Origin of the sequence: Pedobacter sp. V48 (genome assembly GCF_000523515.1) — a bacterium.
Lineage (GTDB): Bacteria > Bacteroidota > Bacteroidia > Sphingobacteriales > Sphingobacteriaceae > Pedobacter.
In genome coordinates this window covers 103,702-123,117 of the sequence record NZ_AWRU01000006.1, presented here as the reverse complement: position 1 = coordinate 123,117, position 19,416 = coordinate 103,702, and the positions used below count along the sequence as shown (strand labels likewise).

15 protein-coding genes and 1 pseudogene are annotated in these 19,416 nt (G+C 40.5%); all 16 read right to left on the bottom strand.

Annotation, left to right across the window (positions count from 1 at the left end; genetic code table 11):
- Window positions 1-9 precede the first annotated feature (9 nt).
- Complete coding sequence (gene ftsZ, locus N824_RS05785) at window positions 10-1,644, bottom strand: cell division protein FtsZ (protein WP_048904201.1); 1,635 nt, start codon at window positions 1,642-1,644, stop codon at window positions 10-12.
- 129 nt (window positions 1,645-1,773) lie between these two features.
- A complete protein-coding gene (gene ftsA / locus N824_RS05780) occupies window positions 1,774-3,132 on the bottom strand; it encodes a cell division protein FtsA (protein WP_048904200.1) in 1,359 nt (452 codons plus the stop codon).
- A gap of 51 nt (window positions 3,133-3,183) precedes the next feature.
- Complete coding sequence (locus N824_RS05775) at window positions 3,184-4,062, bottom strand: cell division protein FtsQ/DivIB (protein WP_048904199.1); 879 nt, start codon at window positions 4,060-4,062, stop codon at window positions 3,184-3,186.
- Window positions 4,055-5,410 (bottom strand): UDP-N-acetylmuramate--L-alanine ligase, encoded by a 1,356-nt coding sequence (murC, locus tag N824_RS05770; protein WP_048904198.1) that lies wholly within the window; start codon window positions 5,408-5,410, stop codon window positions 4,055-4,057. Before murC ends, N824_RS05775 begins: the two co-directional genes overlap by 8 nt.
- On the bottom strand, window positions 5,410-6,525 hold the full coding sequence (murG, locus tag N824_RS05765) for an undecaprenyldiphospho-muramoylpentapeptide beta-N-acetylglucosaminyltransferase (protein WP_048904197.1): 1,116 nt from the start codon (window positions 6,523-6,525) through the stop codon (window positions 5,410-5,412). Before murG ends, murC begins: the two co-directional genes overlap by 1 nt.
- Before the next feature lie 9 nt (window positions 6,526-6,534).
- On the bottom strand, window positions 6,535-7,701 hold the full coding sequence (locus N824_RS05760) for an FtsW/RodA/SpoVE family cell cycle protein (RefSeq protein ID WP_052334066.1): 1,167 nt from the start codon (window positions 7,699-7,701) through the stop codon (window positions 6,535-6,537).
- 3 nt (window positions 7,702-7,704) lie between these two features.
- Window positions 7,705-9,048, bottom strand: a complete 1,344-nt coding sequence (murD, locus tag N824_RS05755; protein WP_048904196.1) for a UDP-N-acetylmuramoyl-L-alanine--D-glutamate ligase — start codon at window positions 9,046-9,048, stop codon at window positions 7,705-7,707.
- Window positions 9,048-10,319 (bottom strand): phospho-N-acetylmuramoyl-pentapeptide-transferase, encoded by a 1,272-nt coding sequence (gene mraY / locus N824_RS05750; RefSeq protein WP_048904195.1) that lies wholly within the window; start codon window positions 10,317-10,319, stop codon window positions 9,048-9,050. Before mraY ends, murD begins: the two co-directional genes overlap by 1 nt.
- Complete coding sequence (locus tag N824_RS05745) at window positions 10,319-11,776, bottom strand: UDP-N-acetylmuramoyl-L-alanyl-D-glutamate--2,6-diaminopimelate ligase (protein ID WP_048904194.1); 1,458 nt, start codon at window positions 11,774-11,776, stop codon at window positions 10,319-10,321. Before N824_RS05745 ends, mraY begins: the two co-directional genes overlap by 1 nt.
- Before the next feature lies 1 nt (window position 11,777).
- Window positions 11,778-13,874, bottom strand: coding sequence for a penicillin-binding protein (locus N824_RS05740; protein ID WP_048904193.1), 2,097 nt, complete (start codon window positions 13,872-13,874; stop codon window positions 11,778-11,780).
- Window positions 13,864-14,274, bottom strand: a complete 411-nt coding sequence (locus N824_RS05735) for an FtsL-like putative cell division protein (protein ID WP_048904192.1) — start codon at window positions 14,272-14,274, stop codon at window positions 13,864-13,866. Before N824_RS05735 ends, N824_RS05740 begins: the two co-directional genes overlap by 11 nt.
- Window positions 14,271-15,176 carry a 16S rRNA (cytosine(1402)-N(4))-methyltransferase RsmH gene (gene rsmH, locus N824_RS05730; protein WP_048904191.1) on the bottom strand — a complete coding sequence of 302 codons (906 nt, stop codon included), beginning with the start codon at window positions 15,174-15,176 and terminating at the stop codon, window positions 14,271-14,273. Before rsmH ends, N824_RS05735 begins: the two co-directional genes overlap by 4 nt.
- Window positions 15,166-15,639: a division/cell wall cluster transcriptional repressor MraZ gene (gene mraZ, locus N824_RS05725; RefSeq protein WP_048904190.1), complete on the bottom strand. Its 474-nt coding sequence runs from the start codon at window positions 15,637-15,639 to the stop codon at window positions 15,166-15,168. Before mraZ ends, rsmH begins: the two co-directional genes overlap by 11 nt.
- 212 nt (window positions 15,640-15,851) lie before the next feature.
- Window positions 15,852-17,045, bottom strand: a pseudogene (pgk, locus tag N824_RS05720) (phosphoglycerate kinase).
- 87 nt (window positions 17,046-17,132) lie between these two features.
- Entirely contained in the window at window positions 17,133-18,128 is a 996-nt protein-coding gene (gap, locus tag N824_RS05715; RefSeq protein ID WP_048904188.1) for a type I glyceraldehyde-3-phosphate dehydrogenase, read from the bottom strand.
- Between the two features lie 187 nt (window positions 18,129-18,315).
- Window positions 18,316-19,416, bottom strand: a 1,101-nt coding sequence (locus N824_RS05710) for a FecR family protein (protein WP_084498209.1), incomplete at its 5' end; no start/stop codon positions are given.

Sequence of the window (19,416 nt, the reverse complement as noted above, 5' to 3'; positions counted from 1 at the left end):
TGTTAATAATTAATCAACATTATCATGAAGGAATGAGTTATTTGGTCTGATTTCAGTAGATCCATCTTCGTCATTACTTAAAGTAAATCTTGAAACCTGAGACTCAGATGAGTGCTGAACCTGCTGTAACTGCATTTGCTTACGCTTATAAGCCGGCTCATTCTCTAACTCCTGCAAACCATTACTGGTTCTTAGCTTCATACTCAGATCTTTTAACCTTAAAATCCTTTCTTTCGATTTTTTAAGCTGATCTTCTATTGACTCATCATTTTTGTCATCATCTGCTCCTGCTTCCTGAACTTCTTCTCTATGAGGCTCAACATCATTATTGAATACCGAGGCAGGGGTTTCAAATACAAAATCAGTTTCTGCAAGCTTAATTTCGAATTCAAAGCCAGATGACTCTTGTTGAGTTTCCTGAGTAGGTTCTTCTTCAATTAAAGTGTGTCTTACAACTGTATTTTCAGGTTCATCAGCTTTTCTGGCTTTATTGATATTAAATAAATCACCGAAAAGATCAGATTGTTTTATTTCTTCTTTGGCTTTCATAGCCGGCTCCTGAACAGGAACATCAGCTTTAGGCTGTATGAAAGAGTTAACAGGCTCTACCGGACGCACCATTGGCGCTTCCTCAGGAGTTAATAAAGAGATTTTTTTAACGTTCTTTTTATCTTCTTCGCGCTGTTCCTTAGTTTGGAAACCAGTAGCAATAATAGTGACAGATAACCTTTCACCGAGGTTCTCATCAATACAGTTACCCCAGATCAGATCGGCAGAAAGACCGGCTTTATCCTGGATATAATCAGTTATGATCGTTACCTCATCCATTGTTACTTCCTGTACGCCTGAACTGATATTTAATAAGATATATCTTGCGCCTTCAATCTCATTGTCTTTCAACAATGGAGAGGCCAAAGCACCTTCAACAGCATTTAACGCTCTGTTTTCGCCTTCGCATGCAAAACTACCCATTATAGATACACCGCTATCTTTCATAACAGTACGCACATCTTTAAAATCCACGTTGATGTATCCCGGTACAGTTATAATCTCAGCAATTCCTTTTGCAGCAGTGGTTAAAATATCATCTGCCTGGGCAAATGCGGAACCTAAAGTAAGGTTACCAAATATTTCACGCAACCTGTCGTTAGAAATAACCAGGTAAGAATCTACATATTTTTTTAGCTCATCTAAACCATCGTTAGCCTGCATTTTACGTCTTTTACCTTCAAAGGAGAAAGGCGTAGTAATAATGGCTACCGTTAAAATATCTAATTCTTTTGCAGCTTTAGCAATGATCGGGCTGGCGCCTGTTCCGGTTCCTCCACCCATTCCTGCCGTAATGAACAACATTTTTGTAGTGTTGCCCAACATCTGCTTAATATCATCTATATTCTCTATGGCTGAATTTTTACCAACTTCAGGAATAGAGCCTGCACCCATACCTTCAGTTAAACTTGCACCAAGTTGAACCTTATTAGGAATAGGACTAAACTCCAAAGCCTGCGCATCAGTATTACAAATGATAAAGTCAACACCTGTAATTCCAGAACGGTACATATGGTTTACCGCATTACCTCCACCGCCACCAACACCAATTACCTTGATGATTGACGACTTATCTTTTAACATTTCAAACTGCATATCTTTATGAATCAGTTATTTAAAAATTCGTTTTTCCTGTTCATCTCTCTATGTAATATTAACACTTTTTTAACAGGCGTTTTCCACAACTGTTAAGAATGTGGAAAAATCGTGTTTTGTTGAAAAATATTACGGTTTTATATAATCTTCATCGCTTACATTCATGTCATCCTTGATGAAATCTTTTGTTTTAGCCAGAAGTTTATCAAATAATCCACCACCTGAACGTTTTACTTTCTCTTTATCTTTTGGTCGCTCTACAAATACTCCCGGTTGCTTCATTTCTTCAAGCAGTTCCTCGGCTTTTTGTATACCTTTAATTAATAAACCAACACTGGTAGCATACATTGGGCTTTTCAAATCATCATAGATGGTTTTAGGCATATCTTCATATTTAGACAAGTGCTCATTCGGATATCCAACACGGCAATCTAATCCGGTTACATATTCAACCAACTGCGACAAGTGCTTCAACAACGCGCCACCACCAGTAATCACTACTCCTCCGATTAGTTTTTTCTCATATCCTGAAGATTTGATTTCGTAATAAACATGCTCAATAATTTCCTCCATACGGGCCTGGATTACGTAAGCAAGATTCTTCACTGAAATCTCTTTAGGTTCTCTTCCTCTTAATCCCGGAACACAAATAATCTCGTTCTCTTTATTCTCTTCTGCAAGTGCCGAACCAAAACGGGTTTTCAACAATTCTGCCTGGTTTCTCATCACAGAACATCCTTCTCTGATATCTTCAGTTACGCTATTACCACCAAAAGGAATAACAGCAGTATGACGGATAATTCCTTCATGGAAAATAGCGATATCGGTAGTACCACCACCTATATCTACCAAAGCCACGCCCGCCTCTTTCTCTTCATCGCTCAACACCGATTCAGAAGAAGCTAATGGCTCCAGTATTAATTCCTGAGTTTGTAACCCGGCATTGGTTACGCATCTCATTATATTTTTTACCGCAGTTACCTGACCGGAAATGATATGGAAGTTTGCTTCCAAACGCACTCCTGCCATTCCAATAGGATCTTTAATACCCGGCTCATTGTCGATAGTAAACTCTTGTGGCAATACATGAATAATTTCTTCTCCTGGGGGCATAACCAGTTTGAACATATCATCAATCAGCTTGTCAATATCCTTCTTTCCTATCTCATTATTTAACTCTCTTCTGGTCAAAATACCTCTGTGTTGTAAACTTTTGATATGCTGGCCAGCAATACCTACATTAACAACGCGGATTTCGACGTTCGATTGCCCGCTTGCAAGTTCTACCGCCTGAGCTATCCCCTGAACTGTTTTCTGGATATTGGATACCACGCCACGTGTTACCCCTGCGGATTCTGCTTTTCCTATACCTAATACTTCTATTTTTCCGTGTTGTGTTCTGCGACCAACGATCACACAGATCTTAGTAGTACCAATATCCAACCCTACTACGATTGGAGACTGAGTGGTTAATTTTTCTTTGCCCATAACTATATTGATTTGTTGAGTTTATTATTCTTGTTTTTCCTGGTATCTGTTTTAATTATCATCCTTTAGTTCTTCAGGCATCTCTTCGCGAACCATCGTATCTATCGGCTTCCTTTTCAGAGAATCTAACCTGGCAACCTCTGATAAAGAATCAATCTTGTTCTTTTCGCAAACAACCTGATTGGTATATTTTATATTGATGGTCTTATAGGTGTCCCATCCCACCTTTGGCATTGCCTTATCGTAAAACGCGTGCAAATTCCTCATCTTAACTTCCAGTGAATCTGCTGTTCCCAAAATGATCCGCTGGTTGCCTACTCTTGGCACCAACTGTATATCATTTTTATCATCTACAATCAATTGCTCAATCTGCTCATTCCATAATGTGTCCTGTTCGATATAGAATGCCGTTTTATACAGATCCTTAGCCAGTTTAGTAATCAAAGTATCAACCTTACCACTAAAGTGCTCCATTATTTTTCCGTTAGCGACCAATACACTGGCAGTAAAATTTGGAGAAATAGGCATTTTCAATCCATTCCTGTCGATATAAAAATCCTGATCACTTGCATTTATGACCCTTAATATCGGCTGGCGTTGTTTAACATTAATATGAATTACCCCATTCATATCAGCATAAACTGTTGCAAAAGCGATGTAGGGATTGGCCTTTAATTTTTGCTCTATTTCCTCCAGATTGATCTGCTCCAGTTTCTTTCCAATCAATACACCCTGGCTCTGTTTTAAAATTGCATCTACTTCTTCCCTTTCAATAAAGTTATCCGCTCCCGGAATTAAGATTTTAATATTGGTACAAGTCACAGTATCTTTCTTAATGCTCACAAAACTCATGAGCACTATAATTCCGGCCAGACTAACTATCCAGGCAAAACCTTTAAGTACCGATCTCCAATTTATCCTCTTAAACATTTGTCAACAGGGTTTTTAACGGTTGTATCAATGTATCTATATCACCAGCACCTACAGTTAAAAGTAACTCAGGCTGCTTGTTCTTTATGTGTTCCACAACTAAATCTTTTCCACATATCTCTTTGTCTTTCAACGTGATCTTATCTAACAAATACTGCGAATTAATCCCTTGCAAGGGCAATTCCCTGGCCGGATATATTTCCAACAGTATCAATTCGTCTGCAGTGCTTAAAACTTGTGCAAAATCATCTGCAAAGTCGCGGGTGCGGGTAAACAAATGCGGCTGAAAGATCACTGTCAGTTTCTTATCAGGATACAATTGTCTTACCGCATTAAAGCAGGCCCTTAATTCTTCAGGATGATGGGCATAGTCATCTATATAAATATGCTTCGGAGAATTTACGATATACTCAAATCTTCTCTTTACACCCTTAAAATTAGCTACGGCAGTTTTTATCTTATCAGGATCAATACCCAGTTTCAAAGCAACAGCAATTGCTGCCACCGTATTTTCTACATTATGCGTTCCTGGAAGCATCAGGCTTATCCCCTCAATCAAATGATCGGCATCCTCATAATCGAACACAAAACTTGCCTGCTCCACCCTGATGTTTTTGGCCTTAACCTGCGAATCCAGATCCGCACTATAACTTATCGAACCGGCAATAGGCAAGCCTTTTTTGGCAAATAGTGTACCTTCAGGTTTTAGCTGACCGGCAAACAACTGAAACGACTCTTGCAATTGCGAAGCATCACCATAAATATCCAGGTGATCTGCATCCATAGAGGTGATTACCGAGATATCCGGATGCAGCGTCAAAAATGAACGATCATATTCATCAGCCTCCACCACAACGACATTGTTACTGCCAATTAAAAAGTTACTGTTATAATTCGTAGCTATGCCACCTAAAAATGCAGTACATCCATAACCTGTGTCCGTTAAAATATGCGCAACTACCGATGAAGTAGTGGTTTTACCGTGCGTACCTGCTACAGCAATACAGAACTGGCCTTTGCTAATGATCCCCAAAACCTCTGAGCGCTTTTTAAGTTTAAAACCATGCCCCTTATAATAATTCAATATTTCCGAATTCTTAGGGATAGCAGGCGTATAAACTACCAGTGTTTCTTTATCATCCGCAGTAAAGCAATTAGGCAAAGTGTCCTCATTGTCCACATAAGATATCAAAACACCCTCCTGCTCAAGAGCAGTTGTAAGGTTGGTCTTTGTCTTATCGTAACCGCAAACAATGCACTTTCTCTTCACAAAATAACGGGCAAGGGCACTCATCCCAATTCCACCGATACCAACAAAATAAACTCTTTTTATATTGTCCAGTTCCATTACTCCTGCCCCCCCTTTCCAGCTAAATTTAAAACCTGTTGTGCAATCAGATTATCGGCATCAGGCAAAGCCATCTCGCCAATATGTTCAGAAAATGTTTTACACCGCTCTTTATCTTTCAGCAACGATAGGGCTTCAGGTACCAGCGTATCTTCGGCTGAGTGATCTGTTATTAACAGCGCTGCATTGTTTTTCACCAAAGCCAGGGCATTTTTAGTCTGATGATCTTCAGCCACATTTGGCGAAGGAACCAGGATAACCGGTTTTTTAATCAAACACAATTCTGCAATAGTACCGGCACCGGCTCTTGATATAATAAGATCGGCAGCGGCATAAGCCATATCCATCTTGTTCAGGAATTCCAGAATGCGCACATTCGGATGGAAATTCAAACCTAAACGCTCCACAATTCCTTTATAATAAAACTTACCGGTTTGCCATACCACCTGTACATCTTCCTTCAATAGTTCAGGCAAATGTTTTTCAATGCTTTTATTTAACGTACCTGCACCCAGACTGCCACCTGTAACCAATATTGTTTTCTTAAGCGGGTCAAGCTTTAGCAATTCTGCTCCTGCATGGTGCTTATTTAAAATATCAACAACATCTTTTCTTACCGGATTTCCGGTTTTTAGTATATTAGCAGCAGGGAAAAACTGATCCATACCGTCAAAAGCCACACAAACTTTAGCTGCTTTTTTACCCAGCCATTTATTGGTTATACCTGCATATGAGTTTTGCTCCTGTATCAGGTAAGGAATATTTTTTAGTGATGCCGCATATAATATCGGCCCTGATGCATAACCACCAACACCTACTACAACATCGGGTTTAAATTCAGAGATCAGCTGCATGGCCTTTTTAACACTTCCTAAAAGCTTAAATGGAAGGCCAAGGTTTTTAATAATAGATCCTCTTTGAATACCACTGATGTTTAAACCCACAATCTTATATCCGGCAGCAGGAACCTTTTCCATTTCCATTCTTCCGGTTGCACCAACAAATAATATTTCGCAGGCCGGCTCCATACGCTTAAGCGCATTGGCAATAGATATGGCCGGAAAAATATGTCCGCCAGTACCGCCACCTGAAATAATTACCCTTGTTGGTTTCATCATCTTATTTTATGCCATTGCAGGTATTTCACCTACAATTACTTTTTTACTATTATTTTCTTCAACATCCTTGCTCACACTCAATATTATTCCAAATGCAATACTGGTAAATAACAAAGAGGTTCCCCCCATACTCACCAGCGGTAAAGGCACACCGGTAACCGGGCCCAAACCAACAGCAACAGCCATATTTGCAAAGGCTTGTATGGTTAAACTAAAACTTAAACCTGCCGCCAGCAATGCCCCAAATGCTTTGGGTGCCCTGGTTACAATCTTTATACATCGATAAAGCAGTACCAGATAAAGCGACATTACAATTATCCCCCCTATAGTTCCATACTCTTCAATGATCATTGCAAACACAAAATCTGAATACGGGTGAGGCAAAAAGTTCTTTTCAATGCTATTCCCCGGACCTTTACCAAAAACCCCGCCAGAGGCCAAAGCAATTTTGGAATGGTCAGACTGAAATGTCTTATCAGAGTTCTGGCGCTCAGGATGCATATAAGTTTCAATACGCGATTTATACACTTCCCTACGTGGACCTAAAAAGGCTACAAAAAGTAACAGTACAAAACCACCGGCACATACCATCATGATCTGCTTAATACTGATACGGCCAATAATCAACAGCAAAATACTTACACCAAAAAGCATTAATGCGGTCGACATATTTGCCCATGCAATCAACACAAACACCACGCAAACAGAGCCCATAATCGGTATAAATGCCTCCTTAACGTCCTTAATATTCTCTTGTTTCCTGGTCAGCATCCTGGCCAGAAACGTAATCAAAGCCAGTTTGGCCAAATCCGAGGTCTGAAACGTTAAACCGATCAGCGGTATCTTAACCCATCTGGAAGCATCATTTACGTTTGCGCCAAAGATCAGCGTATACACCAGCAACGGAATCGTAATTACCATCAATACTTTAGAAATTCCGGCATAGTACCTGTAATCCAAAAGGTGGGCTATATAAATCATAGCAATACCTATCAGCACAAATATCACGTGTTTGGTAAGCAATAATTTTTCCACTCCTACACCACGCTTAAATGCCAGAGTACTGGTAGAGCTGTATACTACCAAAATGGAAATAAGCGACAACAAAATGATGATCAGCCAAATCCAGCGATCCCCTTTTGTCTTGTCCAGAAGTTTATTTATTGCAACCATAGTCTACAATTCTTTAACGGCACTCTTAAATTGATTGCCTCTGTCTTCGTAATTTTTAAACAAATCAAAGCTTGCACATGCTGGCGAAAGCAATACCGTATCTCCTTTTTTAGCAAGGTGATAGGCTACCTGTACCGCTTCATGAGCAGAAAAAGTATTCACTATAATCTCCACATCATCTTCAAAAGCCTCATGAATACGTTTATTGTCTTTCCCCAAACATACAATGGCTTTCACCTTTTGGTGCACCATATCCTTAAGCATATTGTAATCATTACCCTTATCAACGCCTCCCATAATCAGAATCACGTCAGTTCCAACACTCTCCAAAGCGTACCAGGTCGAATTCACATTAGTGGCTTTAGAATCATTGATGTAATCCACCCCCGAAATCTTTGCCACATGCTCCAACCTGTGTTCAATATTCTTAAAATCTCCCATACTTTCGCGGATGGAAGTATTTCGAATGTCTAATACTTTGGCTACTATGCCCGAAGCCATAGAGTTGTAAATATTATGCTTGCCCTGAAGGGCTAACTCTGAAATAGACATGGTTAGTTCGTCGTTTAGGTGTATATTTATGTGTATGTTATTGCTTTCCAGGTATGCTCCGCTCTCAATTTTTTTACGAATAGAGAAAGGATACATTTTTGAACTCACGTTCGTTGTTTTTAAAACTTTTAAAGTTTCAGGGTCATCAGCGCAGTAAATGAAAACATCATCTGCTGTCTGGTTTTGGGTGATGCGCATTTTTGATGCTGCATAATTACCCAGTTTATAATCGTACCTGTCCAAGTGATCAGGTGTAATGTTCAATAATACCGCTATATCGGCTTTAAACTCATGCATGTCATCGAGCATAAAGCTTGAAAGCTCCAGCACATACCAATCATAATCGGCCGTTGCCACCAAAGCCGCAAAGCTATGTCCAACATTACCGCCAAGGCCTACATTAAACCCCGCTTTCCTCAGCGTATGGTAGGTAAGCATGGTAGTGGTTGTTTTACCATTTGAGCCGGTAATACAAATGGTTTTTGCATTGGTATACCGTTTTGCAAACTCAATTTCCGAAACCACCGGAATCCCCTTTTTCTTAATCTCCTTAATAATCGGAGCGGTATCAGGTATTCCCGGACTTTTTATCACTTCAACTGCATCCAATATCTTTTCAGCAGTATGTTGTTTCTCTTCAAAAGGGACACGCAATTCCTCTAAAATCTCTTTATACTGGGTGGCGATAGCACCAAAGTCCGACACAAAAACATCAAAACCCTGTTTCTGCGCCAGCATTGCCGCTCCAACCCCACTCTCTCCCGCACCAAGAATTACAATTCTATCCTTTTCCATTACCGCAGTTTTAAAGTGACTAAAGTGATGATGGCCAATAAGATTCCAATGATCCAAAACCGGGTTACGATTTTAGCCTCATGGTACCCTTTCTTTTGATAATGATGGTGTAAGGGCGACATCAGGAAAACCCTTCTGCCCTCGCCAAACCGCTTTCTGGTATATTTAAAATAGCTTACCTGAATAATTACAGATAAATTTTCTATCAGAAAAACCCCACATAAAACCGGGATCAATAATTCTTTCCTAATCATGATGGCAAAAACGGCAATGATACCGCCAATGGCCAAACTTCCTGTATCACCCATAAATACCTGGGCAGGATAAGAGTTGTACCATAAAAAGCCCACACAAGCCCCTACAAAAGCACCCGCAAAAATCATCAGCTCACCCGAATTCGGGATATACATAATGTTCAGGTAATCCGCAATCACGGTGTTACCAGACACGTAGGCCAACAGCCCCAGTGTTAAACCAATAATAGCCGAAGTACCCGTGGCCAGCCCATCAATACCGTCGGTAATATTGGCACCGTTGGATACCGCAATTACAATTACAATTACAAATAACAGAAAAACTACAAAAGCATATTTTTCATAACCAGGGCCTAAAAACTTAAGCACCTTGGCATAATCCATCTCATTATTTTTGTAGAAAGGAACATTCGTAAGTGTCGACTTAACATCCTGAGTATAATAAAAACTCTCTCCCTTTTGTCTCAAAACCATTGGTGCAGTAGTCTTTGCACCGATACCGGTTGTCACTTTGGTATTTGCGGTCTCATCAACAGTCTGCCTTACCACAATATTCGGGTTAAAGTACATTGTCCAACCAACAATAAGTGCCAGTCCAAATTGTCCAACAACCTTAAAACGACCTGCTAGTCCTTCTTTATTTTTTCTAAAAACCTTAATATAATCGTCAACAAAACCTATAACCCCCATCCAAATAGTGGTTACAATCATCAGGATCACATAAATATTGGTAAGATTGGCAAACAACAACGTAGGCACCAATATGCCCAGCAAAATGATAATACCCCCCATAGTAGGTGTACCCTGTTTTTGCATTTGTCCTTCCAGGCCAAGGTTCCTAACTGTTTCACCCACCTGCATTTTGTGCAGGTAATTAATCAATCTTCTACCGTAAACAGTAGTAATGATCAATGAGATAATTACAGCCAAAGAGGTACGGAAGGTGATGTATTGAAACAACCTCAATCCTGGAAATTCATAATTCTGATTCAGATACTCGAATAAATAATACAACATTAGCTCATCAAGTTAAATTGTTCCATCAATACCTCTTTATCATCAAAATGATGTCTAACACCATTTATTTCCTGATACTTCTCATGCCCCTTACCTGCCAGTAAAATAATATCACCAGGTTTGGCCAAATGACAGGCCGTTTTAATTGCCTCTTTCCTGTCCACTATGCTTAGTGTTTTTCTTTTATTTGTTGGCGAAACACCTTTTTCCATATCCTCCACTATCGTTTGCGGGTTTTCCGTTCTCGGATTATCCGAAGTTAAAATCACCTTATCACTCCAATCACAGGCTACCTGCGCCATAATAGGTCGTTTAGTTTTGTCCCTATCGCCCCCACAGCCAATTATCGTAATTACCTGTTCGGTACCTTTTCTTATGTCCTGTATGGTGCTCAATACATTTTGTACTGCATCTGGAGTATGTGCATAATCTATTATTCCAATTATGTTCCGGGTAGAAGTGATGTACTCAAACCTGCCTTCAGCCCCAGTCAGCCTGCTCAATACAGTCAGTACAGAAAGCTGATCCTGCTCTAATAACATCGCCGTGCCATATACCGCAAGCAAATTATAAGCATTAAAAGAACCCACCAGTTTAAAGAACACATCAGCCCCGTCAATATCCAAATGCAAACCGCTAAAGCTATTCTCAATCACCTTTGCTTTAAAATCAGCAAGCTGTTTAAGCGCATAGGTCTTTTTCGATGCTTTAGTGTTCTGAAGCATCACCATTCCGTTTTTGTCATCAAGATTAGTTAATGCAAAAGCCGATTTTGGCAGCACATCAAAAAATGCCTTTTTAGCTTTAATATAGTTGTCAAAGGTTAAGTGAAAATCCAAATGGTCGTGGGTAATGTTAGAAAACACCCCGCCCGAAAAGCTTAGGCCCTCAATTCTATGCTGAACCACCGCGTGCGAGCTGACTTCCATAAAGCAATAGCTGCAATCAGCCGCTACCATATCCTGTAAGAGACTGTTTAAAGCCAGCGGGTTTGGCGTAGTATGTGTAGCAGGGATCACCTCATCATTAATATGGTTCTCTACTGTCGAGATCAAACCAACCTTATAACCAAGCTCCCTGAATAATTTAAATAACAACGTAGCAATAGTAGTTTTACCATTAGTACCGGTAATACCAATTAACTGCAGTTTAGAAGAAGGATTTCCGTAAAAATTAGCAGCCATAATACCCAGTGCAGCAGCACTGTTTTCAACCTCCACATAGGTTACCAGCTCATTTTTAACCTCAGGTATCGTCTCACAAACGATAACACTTGCACCTGCGTCAATAGTAGCCGGGATAAAAGCATGGCCGTCGGACAAAGTACCCTTAACAGCAAAAAACACAACATCCTTAACAACCTGACGTGAATCAAACACCAAAGCGCTAACCTCCCTGTTGGTTGATCCAACCAGGTTTGTTATTGCTACCCCATATAAAACTTCCTGCAACTGCATCCTATTGTAATTCAAGTTGAACTAATAATCCTCTTCCAATTCTATTTCCGGCAGGTATAGATTGCGCTACAACCTTACCACCGCCTTTTACCCTTGTTTTTAAACCCGCATTACCCAACAGGTATAAAGCATCCTTTAAACCCATCCCTTTTACATCAGGCATTACCCCTTTTATGGCAGCATGCTCTTCGTAAGGAACACCGTTATTGGTATCAATACCACTTACAGATTTATCTGCATAAAGCGCCTTAATACCCAGGGCTTTGTAAATCTTTTTAACCGCTTTGCTCTCACCAACTTTTGCTTCCGGAGCTTTGGTATTACCTACCAGGTGATTTGGAATGTCGTTGTACATCTCCATATCGCTGGCATAAATGCGATCGGCAATTTCCTTAAATACCGGCCCTGCAACTGCCGCACCATAGTATCCATTTTTAGGACCGTTAATGGCCACCATAATAGAGTATTTAGGTTTATCAGCAGGGAAATAACCGCAAAAAGAAGCCTGATAGCTCTTCTTGGCTTTATAACCTTTATTACCATCAGCCACCTGAGCAGTACCGGTTTTACCGGCTACCCTGTACAATGGCGATCCCATCAGCTTACCGGTACCTTTAGTGACTACCGATTCTAGCATTGCCTGTAATTTTTTAACCGTTTTTTCAGAGCAAACCCTTTCCGAGATCACCCTTGCGCTAAACTGCTCAACCGGATTTCCCAGTCTGCGAATCTCCTTAACAAAAATTGGCGCGATATACTTGCCATCATTAGCAATGGCATTATAAAAGGTCAGCATTTGCAAAGGCGTAATCTGCATTTCATAACCATAAGCCATTTGAGGCAGGGTCATGTTTTTATTCCAGCTTTTAAACGAAGGATTTTTTATTACAGGTTTAGTTTCTCCCGGTATCTGCAATCCAAGTCTTTCATTCATATGAATATCATACAGGTGATCTGTAAACTGCGATGGATTATCCTGATAAGCCGCATTAACCAGTTTAGCCACAGCTGTATTTGCCGATTGCTCAAAGGCCTTCATTACCGTAACCGTTCCAATACCACCATGTGAATCTTTAATGGTATGTCCCGGAATTCTGTAATACCCATCTCCTGTAGCTACCATGGTATTGGTATCTACTTTATTATCTTCCAGCAGCGCCATGTACGAAGCCAGTTTAAAGGTCGATCCAGGATCCTGACTGCCACCAATGGCATAGTTAAACTTCTCTTCGTAAACACCTTCTTTAACCCTTGTGTAATTGGCAACCGCCCTTACCTCGCCGGTAGTCACCTCCATCAATATCACCGTTCCGTGATCCGCATCGCTTATTTTCAACTGTTTTTCCAACGCGCTTTGCGCCAGATCCTGCATGTTAATGTCAATAGTCGAAATAATATCAGCGCCCTCTTTAGGTGCCACCTCAGCTTCATCATTAACAGGCATCCAAACACCACCAGATATTCTCTGAACAAGTCTTTTTCCGCTTTCGCCATTAATGTATTCACCATAAGCACCTTCTAAACCAACCCCATTGCTTACATTTTCATTTTTATACCCAATAGTCCTTGCGGCCAGGTATTTAAACGGCTTAATTCTTTTATTTTGCTGAACAGCAATTAAACCACCGGTATACTTCCCTACATTATATAAAGGAAACGTTCTGATCGTTTTCAATTCCTGATACCCAACTTTGCGCTTGATCAATAAATATCGGGCACTATCACGCCTGGCCGAGCGTAAATACCTCGAGTATTCTTTAGGCGTTTTATCTTTAAAGAACTGAGATAACTTTTGTGCAAGCGAATCCACCTTACTATCAAACACTTCACTATCAGCAATACCACCAGCAAACATATCCATACGGAGCTCATACTCAGGAATAGAAGTTGCAAGCAAGCTTCCATCGTTTGAGTAGATATTTCCACGCGCTGCTTCCACATTGATATACTTTGTAGAGAGACTATCGGCCATGGCACGCCATTTATGTCCCTCCACAAACTGTACATCGCATAGTCTGATCAGTACTGCCACGGCAAACAGTACAATCAGTCCGAAAGACAGATAAACACGTAATAATATGTTAGCTCTAATATTCATTACTGCTTATTACAATTTTTTTAGGCGGCTCTGTTAATTCTTTAATTCCCAGTGTATCCACCTTTTTAGCAACCTCTGTTAGTTTACTTTTGAACATCAAATCAGCCTTAAGCGATTTGTATTCCCAGCTCATTTCTTTTACTTCCTTACTTAACTGATCAATATTTCTGATGTTTTTAATGGCCATATGGCTATTCGCGATATACAGCATTCCCAAAACCGACAGAAATATCAAAAACGGCAACATCTCTGTTGCAGCTTCCTTACTCACTACCCCCTCAGTAAATAACTTTTTAAAGAACTGATTTTCAGATACAGGCTCTTTCTTCTTAATCCTGATATCTAATTCCTCTTCTTCTTCAGGCTCTTCGTCTATATGTTCTCTAAACCTGTTATTCATAACTTCTCTCCAATCCTTAATTTCGCACTTCTGGATCTGCTATTGCGTTCCAGCTCAGCTTGATCAGCCATTACAGCTTTCCTTGTTATTACTTTAAAAGGCTTTTGTTCGTTACCAAAAAAGTCTTTATCCACCTCACCTTTAAACTTTCCTTTGGCCAGATAATTCTTTACTGGCCTGTCTTCCAAAGAATGGTAAGACATCACCACCAGACGTCCACCACTCTTTAGCACATCAGCAGTCTGTGCCAGAAAATTCTCCAACACTTCTATCTCGGCATTCACCTCGATGCGCAGGGCCTGAAAAACCTGCGCCATATATTTATTTTCTTTTCCCTTTGGAATATGTGCCGCAACTGCCTTTTTAAAATCGGCCAGTGTTTCTATCGGGCGTTCTATACGACCAGTCACTACAGCCTTAGCCAGCGACTTCGCATTTTTTACCTCGCCATAAATCCCGAATATCCGGTGCAGCTTTTCTTCAGTATAAGTATTCAATACCTCCGCAGCAGTAAGCTTACCCTGTTTATCCATCCGCATATCTAATGTAGACTCAAACCTGGTTGAGAACCCTCTATCCGGTTCATTAAACTGATGAGAAGAAACACCAAGATCAGCCAAAATGCCATCAACAGCTTTAAAGCCCAATAAGCGAAGGTTATTTTTAAGGAATGCAAAATTCTGATCAATGAAATGAAAGCGAGGATCATCTATCTTATTTCTTTGCGCATCCGGATCCTGATCAAAAGCAATCAGCACACCGTCTTTACCCAAATGTTTAAGGATCTCCCTGGAGTGTCCGCCACCGCCAAATGTCACGTCAACATAAACACCATCAGGTTTAATATTCAAACCATCAATACATTCCTGCAACAATACCGGAACATGGTAATTATTTTCCATCTTCCCTCCTGTTCTTATCCCCCATCACTTCAGCAGCAAGCAGCGCAAAGTCAGCAGGATCTTTATCAAATAATGCTTCGTATGATTTTTTCGACCAAACCTCAATCTTATCAAACTGACAAGCCAGCACCAGTTCTGTATTAATTTCAATACCTACCGATTCCAGTAATGAGTTAGGCAAATTAACCCTGCCGGTTGCATCCAGCGTCAATTCTGTAGCACCGCGGGTAAATAATCTTATAAATTCTCTGTTTTTTTGTTCGTACGGATTCAGCTTACTCAAGTCCTCCACTATCTTTTCCCATACTTTTTTAGGGTAGATCACCAGGTGCTTCTCAAAACCCCTGTTAACCACAAGTCCCTCTTGCTCAACATTAGGCAATTGTTTTTTCAGGCTCGAAGGGACCATCAAGCGGCCTTTCGCGTCTAATTTACAATCAAATTCTCCTAATAACTGAACCATTATAATATGTGCACTTTTTATGTAGTGTAAAAATAGGTACTTCTACCACTTTTTACCACATTCTACCACAAAAAGTTTTCCACATATTATTTCTCTACCACTTTCCCCCATATTTAGCCTAAAAAGGCCATAAATCATGGTGGGAGGAAGTGGTAAACAAAACAGGCGTTTCGCAAAAACGAAACGCCTGTCCTTAAAATTAGTCAGGTATACTAGTCATTTATAGCCTTAACACCTGGCAATTCTTTACCTTCCATATACTCAAGCAATGCTCCACCACCGGTAGATACATAACTTACTTCATCTTCTAAATTAAACTTCGCAATTGCAGCAGCAGAATCACCACCACCAATTAAAGAGAAAGCGCCGTTTTCTTTGGTAGCTGCAACAACTGCATCAGCAATTGCACGCGTACCCACCTCAAAATTAGCMAKWTCRRAARMACCCATCGGGCCGTTCCACAATAGTGTTTTAGAGTCTTTAATGATGTTCGAGAACAATTCAGCTGTTTTCGGGCCGATATCTAATCCCATCCAGTCAGCAGGAATTTGTCCAGAATCAACCGTACCTTTTTCTGCGTCATTGTCAAATTTATCAGCAATAACAGTATCTACAGGCAACACAAGGTTCACACCTTTAGCTTTAGCTTTCTCCAATAGCTCCAGGCAAAGTGCCATTCTATCTTCTTCCAATAAAGAAGTACCAATTTCACCACCTTGTGCTTTAGCAAAAGTATAAGCCATACCACCACCTATAATCAGGTTATCTACTTTTTCAAGCAAACTTTCAATTAATAAGATCTTGTCAGAAACCTTAGCACCACCCATAATAGCGGTAAAAGGTCTAACAGCGCCATGATTTACTTTTTCAGCATTTTTCAATTCTTCAGCCATTAAATAACCGAAGTATTTAGCGTTGGGGAAAAACTCAGCAACAATAGCAGTCGATGCATGCGCACGGTGTGCAGTACCAAAAGCATCGTTTACATATACGTTTCCAAGTTTAGATAACTTTTCAGCAAAGGCTTTATCGCCTTTTTCTTCTTCTTTATAAAAACGTAAGTTCTCTAATAAAAGAACTTGTCCCGGAACTAGATTTTTAGCTTTTTCTACGGCTTCAGCACCGATACAATCATTAGCAAATTTCACCTCCAGATCCAGCATTCTCGAAAGGTCACCTAAAATATGTTTCAAAGAATTTTTATCATCCGGACCATCTTTTGGTCTGCCAAGGTGAGACATTAGAATAACACTACCGCCATCATTTAAAATTTTATTGATTGTAGGTAGCGCTGCACGCATTCTTTTATCATCAGTAATATTAAAATCTTTATCCAAAGGGACATTAAAGTCAACTCTGACTAAAGCTTTCTTATCTGCAAAGTTGCATTGATCTATTGTTCTCATTTTTTAAAATTATTGTTTTGTAATGGTTGGTTCTAAATTTAAGCTGTCAAATACGCCGAACTGGCGACCAGCCAAATATAAGAAGCATTACCCATTATTCTTTATAATTTTTTGCACCACATCTACCAAACGTGCCGAGTAGCCCGATTCATTATCGTACCAGCCAACCACCTTTACCAGGTCGCCCACTATAGAAGTAAGCTGACTATCAAAGATGCACGAATGCGGATTGTCTAAAATATCAACGGAAACAATCGGATCCTCAGTATACTCCAATATCTCGCTCATCTCTTTTTCAGAAGCTTTTTTAAAGGCCGCATTGATCTCTTCAATGGTGGTCTCCTTTTTAAGGATACAGGTAAAATCTGTTAAAGAGCCATTTAAAACGGGAACCCTGATACCCGCACCACCCAATTTACCATCCAGATGAGGGAATATATGGGTAATGGCTTTTGCAGCTCCTGTACTGGTAGGGATTATAGATGCCGATGCCGCTCTTGCCCTGCGTAAATCTTTATGCGGAGCATCATGCAGGTTTTGATCGCCCGTCATAGAGTGTACCGTGGTGATGTAACCATCCAGAATCCCCCAGTTGTCGTCGAGTATCTTAACCATTGGCGCCACGTTATTGGTGGTACATGAGGCATTCGAAAGCACTTCCGATTTCAAATCTACTTCAGCATCATTTACACCCAATACTACCATTTGCACACCTTTATCACCGCATGGTGCCGATATCAGCACCTGTTTAGCGCCTGCTTTCAAATGAAGATCAGCACCTGCCTTGCTGGCAAACTTACCTGTCGACTCCAACACCATGTCAATCCCCAGATCAGTCCATGGCAGTTTTTCAGGATTAGGCTCAGCATAAACAAAGATCTTCTTTCCATTAATGATCAGGCTGTCATTTTCAAATTTCACAGTACCTTTAAAACCTCTGTGTACGGTATCATATTTAAAAAGGTGAGCCAAAGTAGCCGGATCTCCCAGATCATTGATGGCGACAACGTTGATGTTTTTTTCGATAGCAGTACGCAAAAAGATCCGCCCAATCCTACCAAAACCATTAATTGCGATATTCATTTTACTCGTTTTGTTCTGGGGGCAAAAGTACCTATATTCTTATTAGCACTGGTATAATTTTCGTATGGAATATTAAAAATTACGCAGGCATTATGCAATAAATCACTCGTCATCTTGAGGCACCTCGACAACCGTCATCCTAAGCTTCCCTCATCTCGATGATAGGATCTATTAATTCAGGAGATGATTATTTTTTATTGGTTACTATAATTGTTCTTCCATCTACTTTAAAATGGACGCCGCCGGTTTCTTCAAGCTTTTGAAGCAGGGTGCCCATGTTGGCAAAGCGGGATACCGAATCGTTCACTTTTTCTGATTGCAATGGATCTTTAAAAATTACTTCTACGTTGTACCAGCGCGCTACTTTACGCATTACCGAACCCATTTCTTCGCTGTTAAAACTGAACTTGCCGTTTTTCCAAAGGATGGCGTCTTGGGCGTCTACTTTTTTGACCTTGATAGCGGTGCCAATTAATATTGCCTGATCTCCTGGTTTGAGGATTATGCCTTGATTGATCCGGGATCCTGAACCAGGTTCAGGATGACGACCGCCTAAAGAAACGCGCACGGACCCCTCCAAAAGGGTGGTTTTAGCAATACCTTCATCAGCGTAACTGCTGATATTGAAGTGCGTACCCAGCACTTCTACTTCCTGGTCGGTACTGCTTACAATAAATGGATGTGCTTTATCTTTTGCTACCTCAAAGTAGGCTTCTCCGCTTAGTTCAACTTTTCGGCTACCTAATTCTTGAAAAGTTGATGGGAATGAGAGATTAGAAGCAGCGTTTAGCCATACTTTGGTGCCATCCATCAACGTGATTTGGTATTGTCCGCCACGAGGAGTAGCAACGCTCGTCATCTCGACCTTTCTGTCATCTCCACCCGCAGGGAGGGATCCCTTGTCTGTACTATTCAAGCGCCCTCTCTCTTCTTTCGAGAGGACGGCTGTGTTATCATTATAGATCAAACCCGAAGCGCCAACCACTACCCCGGTTTTAGCATTGCTTAAACTTATCGTTTTACCATTAGCTAAAGTTAAGATCGCCGCGTTTTTACCCGGGGCAATATCCAGAGACCCTGAAACGAGTTCAGGGTGTCGGACTTTTTCAACATAGTGGGCTTTATAAAGGGACAGGCCTGCCCCAACTATCAAAAGAATTGCAGCTGCCGCAGCTATGCGAGGCCATAACCTAACCGGCTCTTTAACTCTGCTTAGCTGAGCATGCTCTTGTATACGGCCAAGCATTCTGTTTTCTATTTCCTCTTTTATACCCAATACCTTTTCGTC

Coding starts and splice junctions, on each gene's coding strand:
- ftsZ (WP_048904201.1), bottom strand. CDS start 1,644: ATGCAGTTTGAAATGTTAAAAGATAAGTCGTCAATCATCAAGGTAATT.
- mraZ (WP_048904190.1), bottom strand. CDS start 15,639: ATGGTTCAGTTATTAGGAGAATTTGATTGTAAATTAGACGCGAAAGGC.
- mraY (WP_048904195.1), bottom strand. CDS start 10,319: ATGTTGTATTATTTATTCGAGTATCTGAATCAGAATTATGAATTTCCA.
- N824_RS05775 (WP_048904199.1), bottom strand. CDS start 4,062: ATGTTTAAGAGGATAAATTGGAGATCGGTACTTAAAGGTTTTGCCTGG.
- N824_RS05735 (WP_048904192.1), bottom strand. CDS start 14,274: ATGAATAACAGGTTTAGAGAACATATAGACGAAGAGCCTGAAGAAGAA.
- N824_RS05760 (WP_052334066.1), bottom strand. CDS start 7,701: ATGGTTGCAATAAATAAACTTCTGGACAAGACAAAAGGGGATCGCTGG.
- murC (WP_048904198.1), bottom strand. CDS start 5,410: ATGGAACTGGACAATATAAAAAGAGTTTATTTTGTTGGTATCGGTGGA.
- murG (WP_048904197.1), bottom strand. CDS start 6,525: ATGAAACCAACAAGGGTAATTATTTCAGGTGGCGGTACTGGCGGACAT.
- ftsA (WP_048904200.1), bottom strand. CDS start 3,132: ATGGGCAAAGAAAAATTAACCACTCAGTCTCCAATCGTAGTAGGGTTG.
- rsmH (WP_048904191.1), bottom strand. CDS start 15,176: ATGGAAAATAATTACCATGTTCCGGTATTGTTGCAGGAATGTATTGAT.
- murD (WP_048904196.1), bottom strand. CDS start 9,048: ATGGAAAAGGATAGAATTGTAATTCTTGGTGCGGGAGAGAGTGGGGTT.
- N824_RS05740 (WP_048904193.1), bottom strand. CDS start 13,874: ATGAATATTAGAGCTAACATATTATTACGTGTTTATCTGTCTTTCGGA.
- N824_RS05745 (WP_048904194.1), bottom strand. CDS start 11,776: ATGCAGTTGCAGGAAGTTTTATATGGGGTAGCAATAACAAACCTGGTT.
- gap (WP_048904188.1), bottom strand. CDS start 18,128: ATGAATATCGCAATTAATGGTTTTGGTAGGATTGGGCGGATCTTTTTG.